At 70.8% G+C, this 20,547-nt stretch carries 16 protein-coding genes; 8 read left to right on the top strand and 8 right to left on the bottom strand.

Annotated features, from left to right (window positions below):
* Positions 1 to 991: MinD/ParA family protein (locus tag ACI3KY_RS12420; RefSeq protein WP_404930479.1), on the top strand; the 991-nt coding region annotated here is incomplete at its 5' end.
* 46 nt (positions 992 to 1,037) lie between these two features.
* On the opposite strand, the gene ACI3KY_RS12425 is transcribed toward ACI3KY_RS12420, so the two are convergent.
* Positions 1,038 to 2,264, bottom strand: a complete 1,227-nt coding sequence (locus ACI3KY_RS12425) for an MFS transporter (RefSeq protein WP_404930480.1) — start codon at positions 2,262 to 2,264, stop codon at positions 1,038 to 1,040.
* Between the two features lie 71 nt (positions 2,265 to 2,335).
* Here ACI3KY_RS12425 and ACI3KY_RS12430 point away from each other — a divergent pair, with 71 nt between their 5' ends.
* The 7 genes from ACI3KY_RS12430 (at position 2,336) to mnhG (ending at position 10,087) form a co-directional block, all read left to right on the top strand.
* Positions 2,336 to 3,403, top strand: a complete 1,068-nt coding sequence (locus tag ACI3KY_RS12430) for a LacI family DNA-binding transcriptional regulator (protein ID WP_404930481.1) — start codon at positions 2,336 to 2,338, stop codon at positions 3,401 to 3,403.
* Between the two features lie 323 nt (positions 3,404 to 3,726).
* On the top strand, positions 3,727 to 6,681 hold the full coding sequence (locus ACI3KY_RS12435; protein ID WP_404930482.1) for a Na+/H+ antiporter subunit A: 2,955 nt from the start codon (positions 3,727 to 3,729) through the stop codon (positions 6,679 to 6,681).
* Positions 6,678 to 7,253 (top strand): Na(+)/H(+) antiporter subunit C, encoded by a 576-nt coding sequence (locus ACI3KY_RS12440; RefSeq protein ID WP_404930483.1) that lies wholly within the window; start codon positions 6,678 to 6,680, stop codon positions 7,251 to 7,253. Before ACI3KY_RS12435 ends, ACI3KY_RS12440 begins: the two co-directional genes overlap by 4 nt.
* Positions 7,250 to 8,833, top strand: coding sequence for a Na+/H+ antiporter subunit D (locus ACI3KY_RS12445; RefSeq protein ID WP_404930484.1), 1,584 nt, complete (start codon positions 7,250 to 7,252; stop codon positions 8,831 to 8,833). The genes ACI3KY_RS12440 and ACI3KY_RS12445 overlap by 4 nt, the downstream gene beginning before the upstream one ends.
* Positions 8,830 to 9,471: a Na+/H+ antiporter subunit E gene (locus ACI3KY_RS12450; RefSeq protein ID WP_404930485.1), complete on the top strand. Its 642-nt coding sequence runs from the start codon at positions 8,830 to 8,832 to the stop codon at positions 9,469 to 9,471. Before ACI3KY_RS12445 ends, ACI3KY_RS12450 begins: the two co-directional genes overlap by 4 nt.
* The gene (locus tag ACI3KY_RS12455; RefSeq protein WP_404930486.1) at positions 9,468 to 9,734 is read left to right on the top strand and encodes a monovalent cation/H+ antiporter complex subunit F; all 267 of its coding nucleotides are present in this window, start codon (positions 9,468 to 9,470) and stop codon (positions 9,732 to 9,734) included. Before ACI3KY_RS12450 ends, ACI3KY_RS12455 begins: the two co-directional genes overlap by 4 nt.
* Complete coding sequence (gene mnhG / locus ACI3KY_RS12460) at positions 9,731 to 10,087, top strand: monovalent cation/H(+) antiporter subunit G (protein ID WP_404930487.1); 357 nt, start codon at positions 9,731 to 9,733, stop codon at positions 10,085 to 10,087. The genes ACI3KY_RS12455 and mnhG overlap by 4 nt, the downstream gene beginning before the upstream one ends.
* A 30-nt stretch (positions 10,088 to 10,117) precedes the next feature.
* Here mnhG and ACI3KY_RS12465 read toward each other — a convergent pair whose 3' ends face one another.
* The 7 genes from ACI3KY_RS12465 to argG form a co-directional block, all read right to left on the bottom strand.
* Positions 10,118 to 11,452, bottom strand: a complete 1,335-nt coding sequence (locus ACI3KY_RS12465; protein ID WP_404930488.1) for an FAD-dependent oxidoreductase — start codon at positions 11,450 to 11,452, stop codon at positions 10,118 to 10,120.
* Between the two features lie 79 nt (positions 11,453 to 11,531).
* Positions 11,532 to 12,398 carry a GyrI-like domain-containing protein gene (locus ACI3KY_RS12470; protein ID WP_404930489.1) on the bottom strand — a complete coding sequence of 289 codons (867 nt, stop codon included), beginning with the start codon at positions 12,396 to 12,398 and terminating at the stop codon, positions 11,532 to 11,534.
* Between the two features lie 338 nt (positions 12,399 to 12,736).
* Positions 12,737 to 15,400, bottom strand: a complete 2,664-nt coding sequence (locus tag ACI3KY_RS12475; protein ID WP_404930490.1) for a penicillin acylase family protein — start codon at positions 15,398 to 15,400, stop codon at positions 12,737 to 12,739.
* 213 nt (positions 15,401 to 15,613) lie between these two features.
* Positions 15,614 to 17,467: a YhgE/Pip family protein gene (locus tag ACI3KY_RS12480; RefSeq protein ID WP_404930491.1), complete on the bottom strand. Its 1,854-nt coding sequence runs from the start codon at positions 17,465 to 17,467 to the stop codon at positions 15,614 to 15,616.
* A complete protein-coding gene (locus tag ACI3KY_RS12485; protein WP_404930492.1) occupies positions 17,464 to 18,162 on the bottom strand; it encodes a hypothetical protein in 699 nt (232 codons plus the stop codon). Before ACI3KY_RS12485 ends, ACI3KY_RS12480 begins: the two co-directional genes overlap by 4 nt.
* A complete protein-coding gene (locus tag ACI3KY_RS12490; RefSeq protein WP_404930493.1) occupies positions 18,159 to 18,815 on the bottom strand; it encodes a TetR/AcrR family transcriptional regulator in 657 nt (218 codons plus the stop codon). Before ACI3KY_RS12490 ends, ACI3KY_RS12485 begins: the two co-directional genes overlap by 4 nt.
* A 144-nt stretch (positions 18,816 to 18,959) precedes the next feature.
* Positions 18,960 to 20,402: an argininosuccinate synthase gene (gene argG / locus ACI3KY_RS12495; RefSeq protein ID WP_404930494.1), complete on the bottom strand. Its 1,443-nt coding sequence runs from the start codon at positions 20,400 to 20,402 to the stop codon at positions 18,960 to 18,962.
* Positions 20,403 to 20,547 lie beyond the last annotated feature (145 nt).

Below are 20,547 nucleotides of genomic sequence, written 5' to 3' on the forward strand. Positions count from 1 at the left end.
GCCGCTCCCGGATCGGCGCGAGACGCCCGCGACCGTCGCCGACTGGCGCGACGCGGGCAAGCCGACCGTCCACGACCTGCTCGACTCGCGCGGTGGCGTCAGCCGCACCCGCGCGGCGTCGGGGTGGCAAGGAGCCGTCCGCCGGGCAACCGGCGGTCTCGTCTCACCGGCACCGGGCCGCGCCGAGCGCGACCGGCTCGATCGCCAGAAGCGCGTGCAGCGTCGCCTCGATGCGCCGCGGACGATCGTGGTGCTCAACCCGAAGGGCGGCGCGCACAAGACGACGAGCACGCTACTGTTGGCGGCCACGTTCGGGACGGTGCGCGGCGGTGCGACGCTCGCGTGGGACAACAACGAGACCCGCGGCACGCTGGGCTGGCGCGCACAGAACACCCCGCACCACCGGACCGCCGTCGACCTCCTCGAAGACATCGACGAGTTCTGGAACCCGAGCGGCTCCAGCCTCGCGGCGCTCGACACGTACGTGCGCACGCAGGTCGACGCTCGCTTCGACGTGCTGGCGTCCGACGAGGATGCCGCCGCATCATCGACGATCGACTCCGCCGCGTTCGACCGGCTCCACTCGCTCCTGCGCCGCTACTACCGCCTGATGATCGTCGACACCGGCAACAACATGCGCGCCTCCAACTGGGTGGCGTCCGTCGCGGCTGCCGACCAGCTGGTGATCGTCTCCACCGTGCGGGAAGACACCGCGGCCAGCGCCGCATGGCTGCTCGACGGCCTTCGTGAGAAGGGCTTCGGCGACAAGATCGATGACGCGGTCACCGTGCTCACCGCCCCCTCGTCGCGCCCCGACCGCCGGCTCGAGGCCCGCCTCTCGCGTCACTTCGAGCAGGTGACCTCGGCGGTCGTCAACGCGCCGTTCGATCCGTCCCTGGTCGACGGCGGACCCATCGACTTCGATGCGCTGGCGCCCGAGACCCGCGACGCGTGGCTGACGGTGGCGGCCACCGTCGCGGATCGCCTCTGAGCTGACACTCGCCGCGACATCTGCCGATGCCCCGGCGTATTCCGCCCTAGTGGTGGTGGCCGACGCCGACCTGCGAGCCGGCGATCGGCTTCGCCGCGCCGGACGCGAGTCCCGACATCACGATGAGGCCGACGATGATCCAGAGGGTCGGCAGGATCCCGATCTCGTGGCTGATCCAGCCGAGGATCGGGGGGCCGCACAGGAACGCGAGGTAGCCGATCGTGGCGGCGGCGGAGACGGATGCCGCGGCCTTGGCGGGATCGTCCGCAGCGGCCGACATGCCCAGCGGGAAGCCCAGCGAGGCTCCCGCACCCCACAGCGCCACACCGATGAAGGCGATCGGAAGCGACGGGGCGAGAATGAACATCACGAGGCCGACGCCCGCGGTCACGGCGAGGATCCGCAGCGTCCACACCCGGCCGATGCGATCAACGAGCGGTCCGCCCAGGATGCGGAAGACGGTCATCGCCACCGAGAAGACGGTGAGCGCGACAGCCCCGACGGCCTCCGTCTCGCCGTGTCCGTCGACCACTGCGATCGCCAGCCAGTCGTTCGCGCTGCCCTCGGCGAACGCCATGCCGAGCATGATCGCGCCGATCGCGTAGGTGCGGGGGTCGCGCCACACCGAGAGCAGCTCCGCGAAGCGTTCCCGACGGCTCGTGGTGGTCGCCGGGTCGTCGAGGACGACCTCGCGCGTCGGCACCGCGCGCAGCGAGATCAGCCCGGCGGCGAGCACCAAGAGCGCGATGCCCCACAGGTGCCAGGCGACGCCGACGTTCCACGCGGCCATCGCCACGCCGATTCCTGCGCCGACGACGGTGCCGATGCTGAAGAACGCGTGGAAGAGCGGCATGAGGGTGCGCTCGAAGGCCTGCTCGACGGCCGCCGCCTCGACGTTCATCATGACGTCGGTGGAACTCATGCCGATGCCCATGAGGCCGAGGCCCACGGCGGTGACCGCGTACGACTCGAGGAACTGCACGCCGAGCCCGACGACGACCAGACCGAGCGAGAAGGCGATCACCGTCGCGACCATGCCGCGCCGGGCGCCCCAGCGCACCACGATGACGTTCGCCAGCGACAGTCCGACGATGGAGGCGGCGCCGGAGACGAACAGCAGCACGCCGATCTGCAGATCGGTGATGCCCAGGTCGTTCTTCACCGCGGGCAGCCGCGACGCCCAGGACGCGAAGCCGAGGCCGGTCACGAAGAAGATCGTGAAGATCGCGGTGCGCCAGGCGACCAGCTGTGTCCGGGTGAGCACGGTGTCCATCCGGACACTTTACCGAATCGATTCGACCGGTCGTCGCCTGGGCGGCTTGGACGGGCTACGATCGACACGACATGAGCCGTCAGGATGCCGGTACCCGCCGTGCCACGATCTCGGACGTCGCCCGTGAGGCAGGCGTCTCGCCGTCGACGGCATCCGTGGTCTTCAGCGGCAAGACGCCCGTGTCGGAGGCGACCCGGCGTCGCGTGCTCGACGCCGCCGGCGCCCTGGGCTACACCGGGCCCGATCCGCGGGCGGCATCGCTTCGGCGCGGGCGCTCGGGCATCGTCGGGGTCGTGTTCGAGGAGCATCTGCGGACGGCCTTCCTCGATCCGGTGAAGACGCTGATGATGGACGGTCTCGCCGACGCGGTCACCCCGATCGGCGCCGGCCTCCTCCTGCTCCGCGACCACGAGCCCACCGGGGTCGGGCCCTCGCTCACGACCGCGCCACTCGATGCGGCCGTGCTCATCGGGTGCAGCGGGCTGCTGCGCGAGTCTCTCGAGACCGTCAAGGCACGCGGCATCCCGGTCGTCGTCATCGAGGGCGACGCCGGCGACGACGTCCCCCGCATCGGCCTCGACAACCGCGAGGCGCAGCGCCAGGCCGCCAGCCACCTGCGCACGCTCGGACACCGTGAGGTCGCCGTGATCGCGCTGCCCGTGCGCGCCGGCTGGGAGCGAGGCTGGATCCACGACGATACGGCGATCTCGGTCGACGTCACGCGCGGGCGGCTCGCCGGTGCCCTGGACGTGTTCCCGGATGCCCGCACCTACGCCGCCGCCGGCAGCTTCATCGACGAGGGCCACGCGGCCGGCCGGGAGATCTTCGCCGACCCGGATCGACGGCCGACCGCCGTCATCGCGCAGAGCGATCTGCTCGCCGCCGGTGTGATCCGCGCGGCCGAGGAGGCGGGCCTGCGCGTGCCCGAGGATGTGAGCGTGACCGGCTTCGACGGCATCGTCGTGGACGGTCTCGCGCCGTACGAGCTGACGACGCTCGTGCAGCCCGCAGCCGACAAGGGCCGCGCCGCGGGCGCCGCGGTGGCCGCGATGCTGGAGGGCGAGCCGGCCGCCTCGATCCGGTTCACCTGCATCTTCCGTGAGGGCAACACCACGGGCCCGGTCCCGGCCGAGCGCTGAACCGGCGCCCACCAGTCGGCCACCGCCTCGCTCTGCCACGCGGCTCGACCGGCGGCGGCGTGCCGCGGCATCCGTCTCCCTCGCGTCCTCACATGAGGAAGCGAGCTGAGATGAGGAGCGGCGCGCGGAATGGGGGTCCTCATTCCGGCACGTTTCCTCAAACGAGGACGCGACGGCACGTTGGATGCCCGGCGCGACGGATGCATGCCGCGACGGTCAAGGGCCGGAACGCGCCCGGTAGGATGAACACGACACCCCGATCGCCTGGGCTCTGCGCCGTCCTTCGATGACTCGCGCCGGCCGACGACCACGAGGAGGCCCGAATGCTCCTCGTCCTCGGCGCGTTCGCGGTCGTTCCGATCCTGCTGCCGTGGCTCGTGGCGCGCATCGGCGCACGCGCGTTCTACGTGGCGGCGATCCTGCCGATCGCGGCCTTCGTTTACGCCGCGGTGCTCACTCCGCGCGTCATCGCCGGCGACATTCCGTTCGAGACATACGACTGGATCCCGCCGCTCGACATCGCGCTCTCGATGCGCATGGACACGCTGTCGTGGCTCATGACGCTGATCGTCACGGGGGTCGGCGCCCTGGTGATGATCTACTGCCGCTGGTACTTCCGCGGCAAGAAGGAGAACCTGGGCCAGTTCGCGGCCGTGCTCCTCGCGTTCGCCGGCGCGATGTACGGTCTGGTGCTCACCGACGACCTCGTCGTGCTGGTGATGTTCTGGGAAGTCACCAGCGTGCTGTCGTACCTCCTCATCGGGTACTACAACAAGCGGGCGGCGAGCCGCCGCGCCGCGCTGCAGGCGCTTCTCGTCACCACGCTGGGCGGACTCGTGATGCTCATCGGCGTCGTGCTGCTCGTCGTCGACGCCGGCACGTCGAGCATCTCGACGATCCTCGCCGAGGCGCCCAGCGGGCCGATCGTCGACGCCGCCCTGGTGCTGATCCTCGTCGGCGCGCTCAGCAAGTCGGCGATCTTCCCGTTCCACTTCTGGCTCCCCGGCGCCATGGCGGCGCCCACACCCGTGAGCGCCTACCTGCACGCCGCGGCGATGGTGAAGGCCGGCATCTACCTCATCGCCCGCCTCGCGCCGGTGTTCACGATCGCGCCCACCTGGCGGCCCATCGTGGTCGGGCTCGGCGTGTTCACGATGCTGCTCGGTGGCTTCCAGGCGCTGCGCGAGACCGACCTCAAGCGCGTGCTCGCGTTCGGCACGGTGAGCCAGCTCGGCATGCTGACCGTGGTGCTCGGCTACGGAACGAGGGACGTCGCCCTCGCCGGCCTCGGGCTGCTGCTGAGCCATGCGCTCTTCAAGTCGGCCCTGTTCCTCGTCGTCGGCGTCATCGACCGCCAGCTCTCGACGCGCGACCTGACCGAGCTGTCGGGGGTCGGGCGGCAGGCGCCCGTGCTCGCCACGTTCTCGATCATCGCCGTCGCCTCGATGGTCGGCATCATCCCGACGATCGGATTCGTCGCCAAGGAGGGCGCGCTCGCCGCCCTCCTGCACGAGGCGCTCGGCGGCGCGGCGTGGGGCATCGTCGCTCTCGTGGGCATCACGCTGGGCTCGGCGCTGACCGCGGGGTACGGCATCCGATTCCTCTGGGGCGCGTTCGCGACCAAGCGCCAGCCCAGCGGCGACCGGATGCCCGACACGGAATGGCCCGACCCGCCGATCGGCTTCCTCGTCGCACCGATCGTGCTCGCCGGCCTGACCGTGGTCGCCGGTGTCGCGGCCCCGTGGCTCGACAAGGCCTTCACCCCGTACGCCGATGAGGCACCCGCGGCGACGCCGGGCGTGACGGCTCCCGAGCACCTCGCGCATCTCGCCGTCTGGCACGGGTTCGAGGCCGCGCTGTGGATCTCGCTCGCCTCCATCGCGGGCGGAGTCCTCGTCTTCTGGTCGACCCGGCGCTGGCGCCCCGTCACGCGGCTGCTGCCGTTCACCGCCGCCGAGGCCTACAACGGCACGCTCCGCGGCATCGCGCGCCTCTCGGTCCTGACGACCAGCCTCACCCAGCGGGGCTCGCTGCCCGTGTACGTCGGCACGATCTTCGTGGTGTTCGTCGCCGCGGAGGGCACTGCCCTGATCGCCAGCGACGAGTGGCGCGCGCAGCTCGATGCCTTCCAGACGCCGACCCAGCTGTTCGTCGCCCCGCTGATGATCGCCGCCGGGCTCATCGCGATCCGCGCCCGCAAGCGCTACACCGGGGTGGTGCTCGTCTCCGTGACAGGGCTCGGCATGGTGCTGCTCTTCGCCACGAGCGGGGCGCCCGACCTCGCGCTCACGCAGATCCTCGTCGAGACCGTCACCCTGGTGGCGTTCGCGCTCGTGCTGCGGCGCATCCCCTCCCGGCTCGGCGAGCACAACGCGTCGGTATGGCCCGTCGCCCGCGCCGTGCTCGGGGCGGCCGTCGGCATCACCATGGCGCTCGTCGCCATCGTCGCGACCGGTGCGCGGGTCGAGAAGCCGATCTCGGAGCGCTTCCCCGAGCTGGCATACGAGCTCGGGCACGGCAAGAACGTGGTCAACGTCGCCCTGGTCGACCTGCGCGGATGGGACACGATGGGCGAGCTCTCGGTGCTGATCCTCGCGGCGACGGGTGTGGCATCCCTCGTCTTCGTCACCCACCGTGCCGACACGCTGTCGAGATTCATCGCGCCGCTTCCGTCCGGAGCGACGCGCGCGCGTCGCCCGCTCGTGGAGACCTCGGACGGGCTCAAGCAGCGGGGCGACGAGCGCGGCAGCGGGCGCACGGCGTGGCTCGTCGGCGGCCAGCGCGTGCGTCCTGAGAACCGCTCGATCATGCTCGAGGTGATCGTGCGCATCCTCTTCCACACGATCATCATCGTTTCGCTGTACCTGCTGTTCGCCGGGCACAACCTGCCCGGAGGCGGATTCGCAGGCGGCCTGGTCGCGGGCATGGCCCTCGTGATGCGCTACGTCGCGGGCGGCCGCTACGAACTGGGTGCGGCCGCGCCCACTGATGCGGGCCGCCTGCTCGGGGCGGGCATGACGATCGCGGTAGCCTGCGCCGTCGTGCCGGTGTTCTTCGGGTTCCCGCCGCTGTCGAGCTTCTTCTTCGAGGCGACGCTGCCGGTGCTCGGCCACGTCGAGTTCGTCACTTCGACGATCTTCGACGTCGGCGTCTACCTGGTCGTCATCGGCCTCGTGCTCGACGTGCTGCGCAGCCTCGGCGCCGAGGTCGACCGCCAGGCGCAGGCGCTGCGCGACGCGCAGGAGCCGGCTTCGCGTCAGCGGGTGAGCATTCCGTGAACGTCTCGCTGATCCTCATCATCGTCATGGCGGTGCTCTTCGCCTGCGGCGTCTACGCGATGCTCGAACGCAGCCTCACGCGCGTGCTGATCGGGTTCCTGCTGCTCGGCAACGCGACCAACCTCCTCCTGCTCATCGTGATGGGCGCGCCTGGGGTGGCGCCGTTCTTCGGTGCGGCAGCATCCGTCGAAGAGATGTCGGACCCGCTGCCGCAGGCCCTCACCCTCACCGCGATCGTCATCACCTTCGCCGTCTCGGCGTTCCTCCTCGCGCTCATCTACCGCTCGTGGCAGCTCGGTCAGGCCGACACCGTGGTCGACGACGTGGCAGACCTCGAGGTGCGCGAGCGCGGTCCCGAGGACGAGGACACGATGGACGAGGAGACCGAGATCGAGCACGCGGACGACGACGCCACGACGGACTTCGTGGGCACCGCCACCGCACCGATCACGATCCTCGGCACCCGCGACTTCGCGGGCCTGCGCGACGACGCACCGGTCGATCGCCCGGAACGCGGCCAGCGGCAGGGGTCGCGCGACCGCACTGACCGCGACGGGGGTGACGACGCATGATCCAGCTCGCGCCGACCCTCGTCCCGCTGCTCGTGACACTGCCGCTGCTCGGCGCCGCCATCGCACTCATCGCGGGGCGCCATCGCAAGACGCAGGTCGCCGTCTCGATCGTGACACTCACGGCCGTGCTCGTCATCGCAGCGATCCTGCTGTACGTCGTCGATGCAGGCGACGAGCCGATCGCCGTCTCGGTCGGCGGCTGGCCGGTCCCGTTCGGCATCGTGCTGTACGTCGACCGGCTCTCGGCGCTCCTCGTCGTCGTCTCGAGCATCGTGCTGCTCGCCGTCCTCCTCTTCTCGGTCGGCCAGGGCGCCGCCGACGGCGACGACGACACCCCGGTCTCGATCTTCCACCCCTCGTACCTGATCCTCGGCGCGGGCATCTTCAACGCGTTCATCGCCGGCGACCTGTTCAACCTCTACGTCGGGTTCGAGATCCTGCTCGTCGCGTCGTACGTGCTGATCACCCTGGGTTCGACCGAGTCGCGCATCCGCACCGGCGTCGTCTACATCGTGGTGTCGCTGGTGTCGTCGATCCTGTTCCTGGCCGCGATCGCGATGATCTACGGCGCGCTCGGCACCGTCAACATGGTGCAGATCTCCGAGCGGATGGGCGAGCTGCCGCAGGAGACGCAGCTGATCCTCCACCTCATGCTGCTGCTGGCGTTCAGCATCAAGGCGGCGGTCTTCCCGCTGTCGTTCTGGCTGCCCGACTCGTACCCGACCGCGCCCGCGCCGGTGACGGCGGTCTTCGCCGGCCTGCTGACGAAGGTCGGCGTGTACGCGATCATCCGTACCGAGACCGAGCTGTTCCTCTACAACGACGTGAACCAGCTGCTGATGTGGGTGGCACTGGCGACGATGATCGTCGGCGTGCTCGGCGCCGTGGCACAGGCCGAGCTCAAGCGGATCCTGTCGTTCACGCTGGTGAGCCATATCGGCTACATGATCTTCGGGCTCGCGATCGCGACCCCGGCGGCCATCGGCGCGACGATCTACTACATGATCCACCACATCGTGGTGCAGACGACGCTGTTCCTCGCCGTCGGGCTCGTGGAACGCCGTGCCGGGTCGACCTCGATCCTGCGCGTGAAGGGGCTCATGAAGGCGGCGCCCGTGATCGCCGTGCTCTACTTCATCCCCGCCGTCAACCTCGGCGGCCTGCCCCCGTTCTCCGGCTTCATCGGCAAGTTCGCGCTCTTCGATGCCGCCGCGCAGGTCGGCACGCCGATCATGATCGTGCTGATGGTGGGCGGCATCATCACGAGCCTGCTCACGCTCTACGCCCTCATGCGCGCGTGGAACCTGTCGTTCTGGCGGGAAGAGGACGACTCGGCAGAGACCGAGGCGCGCATCTCGTACCTCGGTTCGGCACCGGCGGCCGGAGTGGAGACCGAGCGCCGCGTCATCCCGAAGATCATGACGGCCGCGACGACCGGCATGGTCGCGATCACCGTCGCGCTCACCGTCTTCGCGGGGCCCCTCTACGAGGTGTGCACGCGCATCGGCGAGTCGCTGCTGCAGCCCGTGTCGCTCACAGAGCTGCAGAACGACGTGCAGGGACCGGAGAAGACGCCGTGAGCCCCGACCTGCCCCGCAACCGGCTGCACCGCGCCATCGTCACGCTCTGGCGCCAGCTGCCGTTCTTCGTATGGCTCATCGCCCTGTGGATGCTCCTGTGGGGCCAGTTCACGTGGCTCGCGTTCCTCACCGGCCTGATCGCGGCGATCGTCGTGACGCGCATCTTCCGCCTTCCGCCGGTCGAGCTCTCGGGCCGCGTGAACCTCTGGTGGGGCTTCGTCTTCGTGCTCGAGTTCATCGCGGCGGTGATCCACGGCTCGCTCACCGTGGCGTGGCAGGTGCTCGACTTCCGCCGGCAGCCGGGCGCCGCGATCATCGCCGTCCAGCTGCGCACCGACGACGACCTCATCATGACGCACACCGGCGTGACGGCATCCCTCATTCCCGGCTCGCTCATCGTCGAGACCGATCGAGATCGCCGCATCCTGTACCTGCACGTCATCGGTGTGCGCGACGACGCCGACGTCGAGAGGCAGCGTGCCAGCGTGCATCACTGGGAGGCGCGCATCGTCCGCGCGGTGGGGTCGCGCGCGCAGCTGCGGGCGATCCGAGCGGATGCCGCGGCCCGGCGCCCTTCGACGGAGTCAGGGTCCGCGGCGCGGGGCTCCGGGACCGCGCGGCGGGGAGGTGCGCGATGAATGCACTGATGATCGTGATCTACGTGATCTTCGGCGTCGCGGCGCTGCTGACGCTGTGGCGGATCGTCATCGGGCCGTCGATCCTCGACAGGGCCGTGGCATCCGATGTCCTCCTCACCGAGGTGATGTGCGTGCTGGGTGCCGAGATGGCGATCAACCACCACACGCGGACGCTGCCGGTACTGCTGATCATCGCGGCCGTGGGCGTGTTCGGGTCGATCTCGATCGCCCGCTTCGTGGCGAGAAGGGACCAGGGACGATGAACGAGATCCTGGATGTCGCGGCCCTCGTCCTGATCCTCATGGGCGCGCTGCTGTGCCTCACCGCCGCGATCGGTGTGCTGCGGTTCCGCGACGTGCCGAGCCGGCTTCACGCGGCGACCAAGCCCCAGGTGTTCGGCCTCATGCTGATCTGCCTTGCGATCGCGCTGTCGCTGCGGTCGTGGCCGGTGGTGGCGTTCCTCGTGCCGATCGCGCTCATCCAGCTGGCGACGGCGCCGCTGTCGGCCCACATGGTGGGGCGCCAGGCGTACCGCAACGGCACGATCGACGAGGGCGGGCTGCACGTCGACGAGCTCGCCGAGTCCAAGCGCACGCCTCCCGCCGCCGGGGGCTGACCACGGCGGCTGACGGCGGTCGACCCGCGGTCAGCCGGAGGCGCTGCGAGGGCCGGCCGGGGCGGGGGGCGTGCGGCGCGCCCAGGCCGGCGCCCTCTCGGGCCGGGGCCCGACGCCGATGACGAACGCCGGGATGACGGTCAGTCCGGGCAGGCGGCGGATGAGCCGGATGAGGCGGTGCGGCGGTGTGATTCCCTTGCTGCTGAGCGCCGGCAGGATGAGGCGCGCGTGGATGAAGCGCTGCAGCGCCTGGATCAGGATCGTCGGCATCGTCCGGCGGCGCTGCACGCGGGCGAGCACCCGCTCGCCGTCGCGCACAGGGCCGCGGAACGTGCCACGCCGCAGCGGGTTGGCCAGGATGCGGGCGGCGGCGACCGCGTCCTGCACGGCGAGGTTGATGCCGACGCCGCCGACCGGCGACATCGCGTGGGCGGCGTCCCCGATGCACAGCACGCCGGGCGCGTACCAGCGGCGCAGGCGGTCGAGCCGCACATCGAGGTGCTTGACGTCGTCCATCGATGCGATGCCGTCGACGTCGCCGGCGAGCTCGGGGAGCAGCTGCGCGGTGTCGGCGCGGAAGGCCTCGATCCCACGGCGGCGGACTGCGGCGTCGGTGCCCTTGCGCCCGAGGGCCGCGACCTGGACGTAGCCCCGGCGGGGGATCGCGATGGCGACCCGTCCCTTGCCGATGCGGGGCAGGAGGGACTCGCCGAGCGGCTGCGCCGTGTTCACGCGGTACCACCAGACATCGAAGCCGACCTGGAACTCCCGCGCCGGAAGACCGACGGTGCGGCGGACCACCGACCAACGACCGTCGCACGCGACAGTGAGGTCGGCGAGGAGCCGGCTGTCACCCGCCGGTGACGAGTACTCCACGCCCACCACGCGATCGCCGTCGCGGATGACACCGGTCGCCTCGTGCTCGGTGCGCAGGGTGAAGGACGGTTCGGCGGCAGCGGCATCCGCGATGAGGTCGAGCAGGTCCCACTGCGGCACCATCGCGACATACGGATGCCGCACACGCAGGCGCGAGAAGTCGGCCATCTGCACGTCCTGGCCGGCCGGGCCGGGCAGCACGACCCGGCTGATCCGCGAGTGCGGCAGCGCGTCGAACCGGTCGAACAGCCCGAGGTCGTCGAGCAGGCCGAGCGTGGTCGGATGGACGGTGTCGCCGCGGAAGTCCCGGAGGAAGTCGGCGTGCTTCTCCAGCACCGTGACCTGCACGCCCGCCCGCGCGAGCAGCAGGCCGAGCACGAGGCCGGCCGGCCCGCCGCCCACGATGGCGCACGTCGTCCGCATCGATCCGGCTGCCCCCGGAGCGGCGGTCATGTCGGCATCCGTCTCCCGCATCGGTCCGCTCTCCACGTCCGACACCTCCTCGAGTCCTCGGGCTCGGGCGAGCACCGATTCGAACCCAGGGTACGACCGCCGCCTCGGCGAGGGGCTAGGCGCGTTCGACCGGCAGCCACAGCTCCGACGTCGCGGTGCGGAAGTCGTCTGCGCGCTCGATGATCGCCACGATCGAGGGCCCCGGTCGCAGGCGCCACGGGTTCGAGGGGAACCAGTCGGTGGCGGTCGCGGCCCACGTGGACTGCAGGGCGGCGGGGTACGGGCCGGAGGTGCGGAACACCGCCCAGCTGCCGGCCGGCACCGCGATCACGTCGAGATCGCCGGGGACGGTCGTGCCCTCGGCGACGGCGACCCCGTGCAGGTACGTCAGCTCGCTGCCCTCGGTGTAGTCGGGCTCGACGTCGGCGCTCACCTGCAGCAGCCCCGCGGGCTCGGCGCTGCTCAGCGCCTTGAGCCGCAGGTGCTCGTCGGCGGGGAGCGAGGCGATGTGCGCCTGGATGTGCGGGTTGACCCCTTCGTGGATGAGGGGCACGCGGGCGGCGTGGCCGATGAGCCGGAGGTCGGGGAGGTCTGCGATGCGGGTGTCCATGGGTGTGTTCCCTTCTACTGTCAGGCGGAACCTGAGCTGCGGTTGTGTACGAAGGGGACCGCCGTCGCGGCGCACGTCGCCGGGACCGACACCGTGCACGCCGCGGAACGCCCGGCCGAACGCCTCGGTCGAGCCGTAGCCGTAGCGGACCGCGATCCCGAGCAGCTCGCCGCCGCCGACGACGTCAGCCGCGGCGACCGACATCCTCCGTCGTCGGACGTATTCCGACAGCGGCATGCCCGCCAGTGACGAGAACATCCGGCGCAGGTGGTACTCGGTCGTGCCGAGACTGCGCGCCAGGTCGGCGACGTCGATGTCCTGGGTGAGATGGTCCTCGACGTACTCGACGACCCGGTTGAGAATCGCGATCACGGTTCCTCCTTCGACATCCAGCCTCGCTGTCGGTGGCAATCCGCACCCTACTATCGCGGTCCGAATCGATCGGCGGGCATCCCGCGACCGAACCGCCCGCGCTCGCCGCGGGCCTCAGGCGTTTCGTCTCGCTCGCTGGCGCTCGCTCGCTCAACGACCGGAACCCGTCGCTCGCTGGCGCTCGCTCGCTCACCGACCGGAACACGTCCCTCGGTCGTCGCGTCGCTCGCTCAACGGGAAGCCGTCCCTCGGTCGTTGAGCGAGCGAGGAACGAGCGAGACGAAACATCTCTCAGCGGGCGCAGCAGCACCGCGCGCAGCGGCACCGAACGCGTCGTGTCAGGGCGTGAGCACCAGGGTGTCGGTGGTGGCCGCATCCACCGCCTTCGACGAGAACGCCCACGGCGTCAGCTCGGCCTTCTGCCACGACTCGACCTGGTCGGTGTAGTTCGTGTGGAAGGCGTGGCCGCTCTCGCCGGTGAGCTGGTTCCAGCGCGAGTCGTCGAAGTCCGCCAGGTCGACGATCATGCGCATCGACGGCACGGTGATGGTCGCGAAGCTCTGCCCGAGGTCCCAGCCCGTCGCGTTGACCACCGACGAGCCGCCGCCGACCGGGTAGGGTCCACGGTTGAAGAGCCACTCGATCGGCGCGATGCCCGACTCGCCGAAGCTGCCGTTGGTCAGGGGCAGCGCGTGCAGCGAGCCCCAGTTCCAGCGCGACGCGTTGTCGCCCTGCTCGTCGACCAGGCGCTCGTACGCGTCGATCGCCGAGCGCTTCAGCATGTCGGTCATGCCCGCGACGCCGAGCTCCTGGTTCGTCCACCACGGCGACTGGTCGTCGTCGAGCAGTGCGTCGACGACCAGGAACAGCCGGCCCTGGCCGCTGAGCGGCGCGGCGCTCTCGCGACCGTCCACGAACACGTTCTCGACGAGGGTGTCCCACAGCACGTTCGCGTAGGCGGCGGCTGCCGAGTCGGGGCTGCTCTGGGCATCCCATTCCTGCAGGAGGTCGAGCGCGGCATCCGTCTCGTCATCACCCGTGGTGATGTCGGCGTATGCGGCGGTCAGCCGCATGCCGATGAAGGAGTAGTTGTCGGCCTGGATCGCGTTGAGATCGTCGGCCGTGACGGGGCCCTTCGCGATCGCGCGCTGGATCAGCTCGTCGATGCGCGCGGCCCGCCAGCCGTAGTCCCAGTCCCTGGTGAGGCCGTACTTGTAGTCGGCGGCGACGATCGCGTTGTTCGCGGTGACGATGTAGCCCTCGGTGGGGTTGTACGAGACGGGGAGCTCTTCGAAGGGGATGTACCCCTGCCATGCGTACGCCGAGTCCCAGCCGGGCTGCGGCATCGACCCGTCGCCGGCACCGCGGATCGGCAGCTTGCCGGGCGTCTGGTAGCCGATGTTGCCGTCCACGTCGGCGTAGATCAGGTTCTGTGCCGGCACGTCGAAGAGGGCGGCGGCCCCGCGGAAGTCGTCGAAGTCCTTCGCGGTGTTGAGGGCGAAGATGGCGGATGCTGTCGTCCCGGGCTGCAGAGCGGTCCAGCGCAGGCTCACCGCATAGTCCCCCTCCGGAGCGGCTGCCGGCGCGGCGACCGTGCCGGCAGTGCCGGTGTACGGGTTCTCGGCGATCGCGGTGAAGTCGTCGGTGAGCCCCGAGACGAGGGGGCCGTTCGCGGTGGAGCGCACCTCGAGCTGGACGTCGTCGCCACCGGCGACCTTGAACGTCTCGGTGTGGGTCTCGAGCGGCACGAGGGCGCCGTCGTACCAGTACGAGTCGCCCTCGATCTTCTCGAGGTAGAGGTCGGTGACGTCGGTGGTGAGGTTGGTGAAGCCCCACGCGATGCGGTCGTTGTGCCCGATGACGACACCCGGCAGGCCGGAGAAGCCGAACCCGGCGACGTCGAACGGGCACTCCTCGGAGACCGTGGAGCACTTCAGCTGGATCTGGTGCCAGACGCTCGGCAGCGAGGCGCCGAGGTGAGGGTCGTTCGCGAGGAGCGGCATCCCGGACTCGGTGACGCTGCCCGACACCACCCACGAGTTCGAGCCGATCCCTTCCCCTGCGTCGCCGACGAGATCGCTCACGGCGTCGAGCACGGTGTCGGCCTGGCTCCACTCGATGGCGGCGGTGGCGGAGGGGGTCGTGTCGCCCGAGGCGTCGCCGGATGCGTCGCCGCCGGAGCCGCCGTCACCCTCGGCTGCGCCCTCGGCGGGGAGATCGGGTGCCGTGCCGACCGCCGGAACCGCAGAGATCTTGGGCACGATCACGGGGTTCCGGTCGAACGGGTAGCCCGGGTAGAGGCCGTCGATCTGCGCCTCGGTGAAGTCGGAGGCGAGAACCGCGCGCTCGGTCTCGTTCTCGATGTTGCTGCGGAGGTCCCACGCCATCGCCTTCAGCCACGCGACCGAGTCGGCGGGCGTCCACGGCTCGATCTCGTAGTCGGGGTTCTGCAGGCCCAGCACCGCGTACTCGAACGAGGCGTCGGCGCCCTGGTTGTCGGCCAGGTAGGCGTTCACGCCGTCGGCGTACGCGTCGTAGTAGGCGCGCTCGGTCTCGCTGAGCGCCTCCACCTCCTGCTCAGCCGTCGCGTGCCAGCCGAGGGTGCGCAGGAACTTGTCGGTCCCGAGCTGCGACTCGCCGAACAGCTCCGAGAGGCGTCCACTCGTGACGTGCCGGCGGAAGTCCATCTCCCAGAACCGGTCCTGCGCCTGCACGTACCCCTGCGCGAAGAAGAGGTCGTGCGAGGAGTCGGCGGTGATCGTCGGGATGCCGAGCACGTCGCGCTGCACGGTCACCTCTGCATCGAGGCCGGGTGCCTTCACCTCGCCACTGAGCTGCGGGAAGGAGCGCTGCGCCGTGAACGCGACGAAGCCGACGGCGACGAGGGCGAGGACGACCACGCCGGCGAGGATGCTGTAGAGCGTGATGCCGACCGTCCGCCCGACGGACCGACGGGGAGCGGTGTCGTCGAGGGCGTAGGGGGAGGGCTGGGGCTTCGGCATTGAAGAGCTTTCCGAGCGAGGGTGGGGGGACGCAGTGCCAAGGACCGCGGTATTCGGTTCCTGTGCCTTCGGGGTGCACAGGCGCCGCTCCCGCATGCTATCCCCGGGGCGTGCGTTGTGCCGAATCGCATTCGCTTTTCGCCCCACGATCGGGCTGTTGTCGCGGTCCGCGTCCCCGGGGGTGCCGGCGCTGCACGGATGCCGGCCCCCGCGTCAGCCGATCACGCTGGGCTGCAGGTCGCGCAGCGTGCGGAAGTGGGTCATCCGCGTGACGCCGATCGCCGCGACCAGTCCCGCGCCGACCAGCCACATGAGCAGCACGGTCAGGTCGAGCCAGACCCGGTCGGCGTTGCCGCCGTACATCACCTGACGCATGGCGTCGACGACGTAGCCCATGGGCAGCACGTGATGCAGTGCCGCCAGCGGCGCCGGCAGCGTCTGCCACGGGAACGTCCCGCCCGCGGTCACGAGCTGCAGCACCATCAGCACCAGGCCGAGGAACTGACCGACAGAGCCGAGCCAGACGTTCAGCGCCAGCACGATCGCCGCGTACGTCGCGCTCGCGAGCAGCAGGATCCCCAGCGTGGCGAGCGGGTGGGCGAAGGAGAAGCCCAGCGCGAGCGCGAGCACGCCGAAGAGCCCGATCATCTGCAGACCGCCCAGGAGCGCCGGGGTCGCCCAGCCCGCGAGCGTGATGCGGATCGGGGAGTGCAGCGCCGTGACGGCGCGCTTCGAGACCGGCTTGACGATGAGGAACAGGGCGTAGATGCCGATCCAGCCGGCGAGGGCGGCGAAGAACGGAGCGAGGCCGGCGCCGTAGTTCTGCGCCTGCGTGAGCGACGACCGCTCGATCTCCACGGGCGCGGCGAGTGTGGCGGCCTGCGCCTCGCGGGTCGCCGCGTCGAACGACGGCAGCTGGGCGGCGCCCGCGGAGAGCCCGTCGCGCAGCTGTGTCGCGCCGTCCTCGAGCTGGGTCAGTCCATCGCCGAGCGCGGCGGCGCCGCCCTGCAGCTGGGATGCCCCGTCGGCGGCGGTCGCTGTGCCCGTCGCGAGGTCGGCGGCACCCGTGGACACCGTCGCTGCGCCCGCCGACACCTGCTGCGCGCCGTCGTTCAGTCGGTCGATCTGCGCGACGGCGCCCTGCACGCGCTGATCGACCGCGATGAGCCGATCGCCGACCGGATCGAGCTTTGCCAGCACGTCGTCGATGCGCGCCTGGTCGACACCGGCGTCGGTGAGGGCGGTGGTGATGTCGTCGCGCACCTGGGGCAGCGCCGACGCCGCGTCCGACGAGGCGGTCCCGATGCGATCGGCGATCGCGTCGAGCTGCGCGGTGCCGTCGGCGACTTGGGCCGCGCCGTCCGCGACCTGCGCGGCACCGGCAGACAGCTGGGCGGAGCCGTCGCGCAGCTGCGCGGTGCCGTCGGCGAGCTGCGTCGCACCGGCCGTGAGCTGCGAGGCGCCGTCGCCGGCCTGCGCGAGGCCGTCGACCAGCTGCGAGGCGCCGGTGGCGGCATCCGTCAGCTGGATGCGGATGGCGTCGAGCGCGTCGAGCATGGTGAGACCCGCCTCGGCCACGACCTTGTCGGTGATCGTGGTCTGGATGCGCTCGACTGCCTGAGTGCCGATCGTCGAGGCGAGGTAGTTGTTGGCGTCGCTGGTGTGCAGCACGATGTCGGCGGTGCGAGGCTCGCCGGTCGTGATGGATGCTATGGATGCCGTGAAATCGGCGGGCAGCTCGATCGCGAAGTCGTACGTGCCGTCGTCGAGACCCGCATCGGCCTCGTCGGCGGTCGCCAGGTGCCAGTCGAACGTGCCGTCCTCGATGAGCTCCTGCGCGACCTCGTCGCCGAGATTGCGGTCGGTGCCGTTGAGCTGCGCGCCGGCGTCCGCGACGACGAGGGCGACCGGCACCTGATCGAGCTGACCGTAGGGATCGCGGTTCGCCCAGAGGTACAGGCCGCCGTACAGGATCGGCACCACCATCAGCGCGATCAGCGCGATGAGCGACATGCGCGTCGACGTGAGCCGCCGCAGCTCGGCGAGGATCATCTGGGGGACCTTCATGAACGGCCGCCCTTCGTACGGGCCGTGAGGCGGCGGAGGCGGGGGCGCGCTGTCGCTGAGCGCGAATGGTTCCCGCTCGTCGAGCGATCGGGCTCGGCGGCCGGCGCGGTCGGCTCGGCGACGGGCGCGGAGGCCTGGCCGGCGATCACCAGCACGGCGAGGCCGCGTGCCGCGAAGTCCTCGGCGATGGCCCACCAGGCGGCGGGCTCGCCGCCGTGGCGGTCGGGTGAGACGAGCACGAGGCCCCCGACGCCCTTGCGCAGCACCGCGAGTTCGCAGAGCGCGCGCACGCGGTCGGCGGGGTCGACGTTCGAGACGGGGAGGGATGCCGCGTCCCCGAGCCGCTGCTGCTCCAGCCAGCGCCGCACGGCGAGAGGGTCCGACCGGCGACCGGCGAACATGAGCTCTTCCGCGGCGACGCCGGCGAGCGTGACGTTCGGCTCGGGCTCCGAGATCTCGGGGGCGTCGACGACAGCCACCCGGCGACGCAGCGCGGCGGAGTCCGTCCGCCCGTCGATGGCGACGCGTCCGGTGTCAGGGCGCATGCGTCCCGACGCGATGAGCCCGAGCACCGTGGGCCGCTGCTCGGTCTCGGCGACGACCAGGGTGGCGCGACCGGACTCGAAGACCGCCGACGTCAGGGGCAGCGCGTGTTCGCGGCGACCCTTGCCCACAGCATCCAGCTCGATCTTCACGCGCTCGCCCCCTCGGTCGTCGAGGCCTGAGCAGGCGTGAGCACGTCGGGGTGGGCCTCGAGCAGCGCCGCCGCCTCGCGCCAGGACAGGCCCGCGATGCTGAGCACGGCACGCACCGCGAGGTCCCGCGCCGCCGGGGACGAGGCATCCATCCGCGTGATCACCGTGCGCGCGGTCTCTTCGACGAGCCGCGCGAGCGTCGGGGCGGTGACGTCGGTGCGCAGCACCTCTGCGTCCTGACCGTCGCGGACGATGCGCACCACCGTGCGCCGCAGCGGGGCGAGCGCGGTCGCGGTCTCTTCGAGGTGGGCCTCGTCCAGCGCGATCGCGGCGAGCACCTGCACGTGAGACGCCTCGGTCCAGAGCCCTGCCGCCAGTCGGGCCAGTGCCACGCGCGCGTCGGCGTCGTCGATGGTGTCGGCGATCGCGTTGAACCGGGTGGCGCCCTGCGCGACAAGTTCACGCACCAGCGCATCGCGGTCGTCGAAATGGCCGTACAGCGCTCGCCGCGTGAGTCCCGCCTGGCGGGCGATGGCGTCGACCGACGCACGCGGGTCGTGTGCGAGGGCCACGATGGCCGCAGCCAGGATCCCGGCGCGGTTCTCCAAGGCGTCGCGCCGCGGCCGGCGCGCCGCATCCGTCGAGGTGCTCATGCATCCAGGTTAGCGATCTTGCACAACACTGTGCAAGATAGAGGAGGAACGCAAAGCAGAGGCTCAGCTTCGGCGGCGCCCCCGCCGGTCGACCCGGCCCCCGCGCCCCGCGAGGCCGATCAGAGCCCGGTGGGGCGGCGCGGGTCAGTCGGTGCCGGAGTCGAACGCGGATGCCTCGTTCGCGGCATCCGTCGCCTCGGCCAGCTCTTCCTGCGCGGCGCTGAACCCCTCGGCGTGCTCGGTGATCTCGCCCGCCTCGCCCTGGGTGAGGTGGCCGACGAGCTCGCCGGTGGTGCCGCCGATGATCCCGGCCGCCGCGTAGTGCTCGAGGCGCACGCGCGAGTCCGCGATGTCGAGGTTGCGCATCGTGAGCTGGCCGATGCGGTCGGTCGGACCGAAGGCGGCGTCGCCGACGCGCTCCATCGACAGCTTGTCGGGGTGGTACGACAGCCGCGGGGCGCTGGTGTCGAGGATCGTGTAGTCCTCGCCGCGGCGGAGGCGCAGCGTCACCGTGCCGGTGATCGTCGAGCCGACCCACTTCTGGATCGACTCGCGCAGCATGAGCGACTGCGGCTCGAGCCAGCGGCCCTCGTACATCAGGCGGCCGAGGCGGCGGCCCTGCTCGTGGTACGTCGCGAGGGTGTCCTCGTTCAGGATGCCGTTGACCAGGCGTTCGTACGCGATGAACAGCAGCGCCATGCCCGGCGCCTCGTAGATGCCGCGCGACTTCGCCTCGATGATGCGGTTCTCGATCTGGTCGCTCATGCCGAGGCCGTGGCGTCCGCCGATGCGGTTGGCCTCGAACACCAGCGCGACCGGGTCGGAGAACTCGACGCCGTTCAGCGCGACCGGGCGGCCCGCCTCGAAGGAGACCGCCACGTCTTCCGTCTCGATCTCCACCGCCGGGTCCCAGAACCGCACACCCATAATGGGCTCGACGGTCTCGAGCGAGACGTTCAGGTGCTCGAGGGTCTTCGCCTCGTGAGTGGCCCCCCAGATGTTCGCGTCGGTCGAGTACGCCTTCTCGGCCGAGTCGCGGTAGGGGAAGCCGTGCTCGACGAGCCACTCGCTCATCTCCTGGCGCCCGCCGAGCTCCGTGACGAAGTCGGCGTCGAGCCACGGCTTGTAGATGCGCAGGGCCGGGTTGGCCAGCAGCCCGTAGCGGTAGAACCGCTCGATGTCGTTGCCCTTGTAGGTGGAGCCGTCGCCCCAGATGTCGACGCCGTCCTCCTTCATGGCGCGCACGAGCAGCGTGCCGGTGACCGCCCGGCCGATCGGCGTCGTGTTGAAGTAGGTGCGGCCGCCCGAGCGGATGTGGAACGCGCCGCACGCCAACGCGCCCAGGCCCTCCTCGACGAGGGCGGGCTTGCAGTCGACCAGACGCGAGACCTCGGCGCCGTATTCAAGGGCGCGGTTCGGGATCGCGTCGATGTCGTCTTCGTCGGGCTGACCGAGGTCGCCCGTGTAGGTGCAGGGGATCGCACCCTTGTCGCGCATCCACGCGACCGCGACGGAGGTGTCAAGGCCCCCTGAGAAGGCGATGCCGACGCGCTCGCCGACGGGCAGGGACTGAAGGACCTTCGACATGGTCCCCAAGTCTAGTTTGGGCGGGGCACGCCGCGCGGGCGGCCCCCCACCACGGCGATGACGGATGCCGCGGCCCCCGGCATCCGTCACTCCCGAGCATCCATGCGGCCACGTGACAATTTTCACAATGGTCACACGCAAGGGC

Origin of the sequence: Microbacterium sp. ZW T2_14, assembly GCF_044987405.1 — a bacterium.
In the GTDB taxonomy this organism is placed as follows: domain Bacteria; phylum Actinomycetota; class Actinomycetes; order Actinomycetales; family Microbacteriaceae; genus Microbacterium.

Coding starts and splice junctions, on each gene's coding strand:
- ACI3KY_RS12455 (WP_404930486.1), top strand. CDS start 9,468: ATGAATGCACTGATGATCGTGATCTACGTGATCTTCGGCGTCGCGGCG.
- argG (WP_404930494.1), bottom strand. CDS start 20,402: ATGTCGAAGGTCCTTCAGTCCCTGCCCGTCGGCGAGCGCGTCGGCATC.
- ACI3KY_RS12425 (WP_404930480.1), bottom strand. CDS start 2,264: ATGGACACCGTGCTCACCCGGACACAGCTGGTCGCCTGGCGCACCGCG.
- ACI3KY_RS12435 (WP_404930482.1), top strand. CDS start 3,727: ATGCTCCTCGTCCTCGGCGCGTTCGCGGTCGTTCCGATCCTGCTGCCG.
- ACI3KY_RS12490 (WP_404930493.1), bottom strand. CDS start 18,815: ATGAGCACCTCGACGGATGCGGCGCGCCGGCCGCGGCGCGACGCCTTG.
- ACI3KY_RS12480 (WP_404930491.1), bottom strand. CDS start 17,467: ATGAAGGTCCCCCAGATGATCCTCGCCGAGCTGCGGCGGCTCACGTCG.
- mnhG (WP_404930487.1), top strand. CDS start 9,731: ATGAACGAGATCCTGGATGTCGCGGCCCTCGTCCTGATCCTCATGGGC.
- ACI3KY_RS12475 (WP_404930490.1), bottom strand. CDS start 15,400: ATGCCGAAGCCCCAGCCCTCCCCCTACGCCCTCGACGACACCGCTCCC.
- ACI3KY_RS12430 (WP_404930481.1), top strand. CDS start 2,336: ATGAGCCGTCAGGATGCCGGTACCCGCCGTGCCACGATCTCGGACGTC.
- ACI3KY_RS12445 (WP_404930484.1), top strand. CDS start 7,250: ATGATCCAGCTCGCGCCGACCCTCGTCCCGCTGCTCGTGACACTGCCG.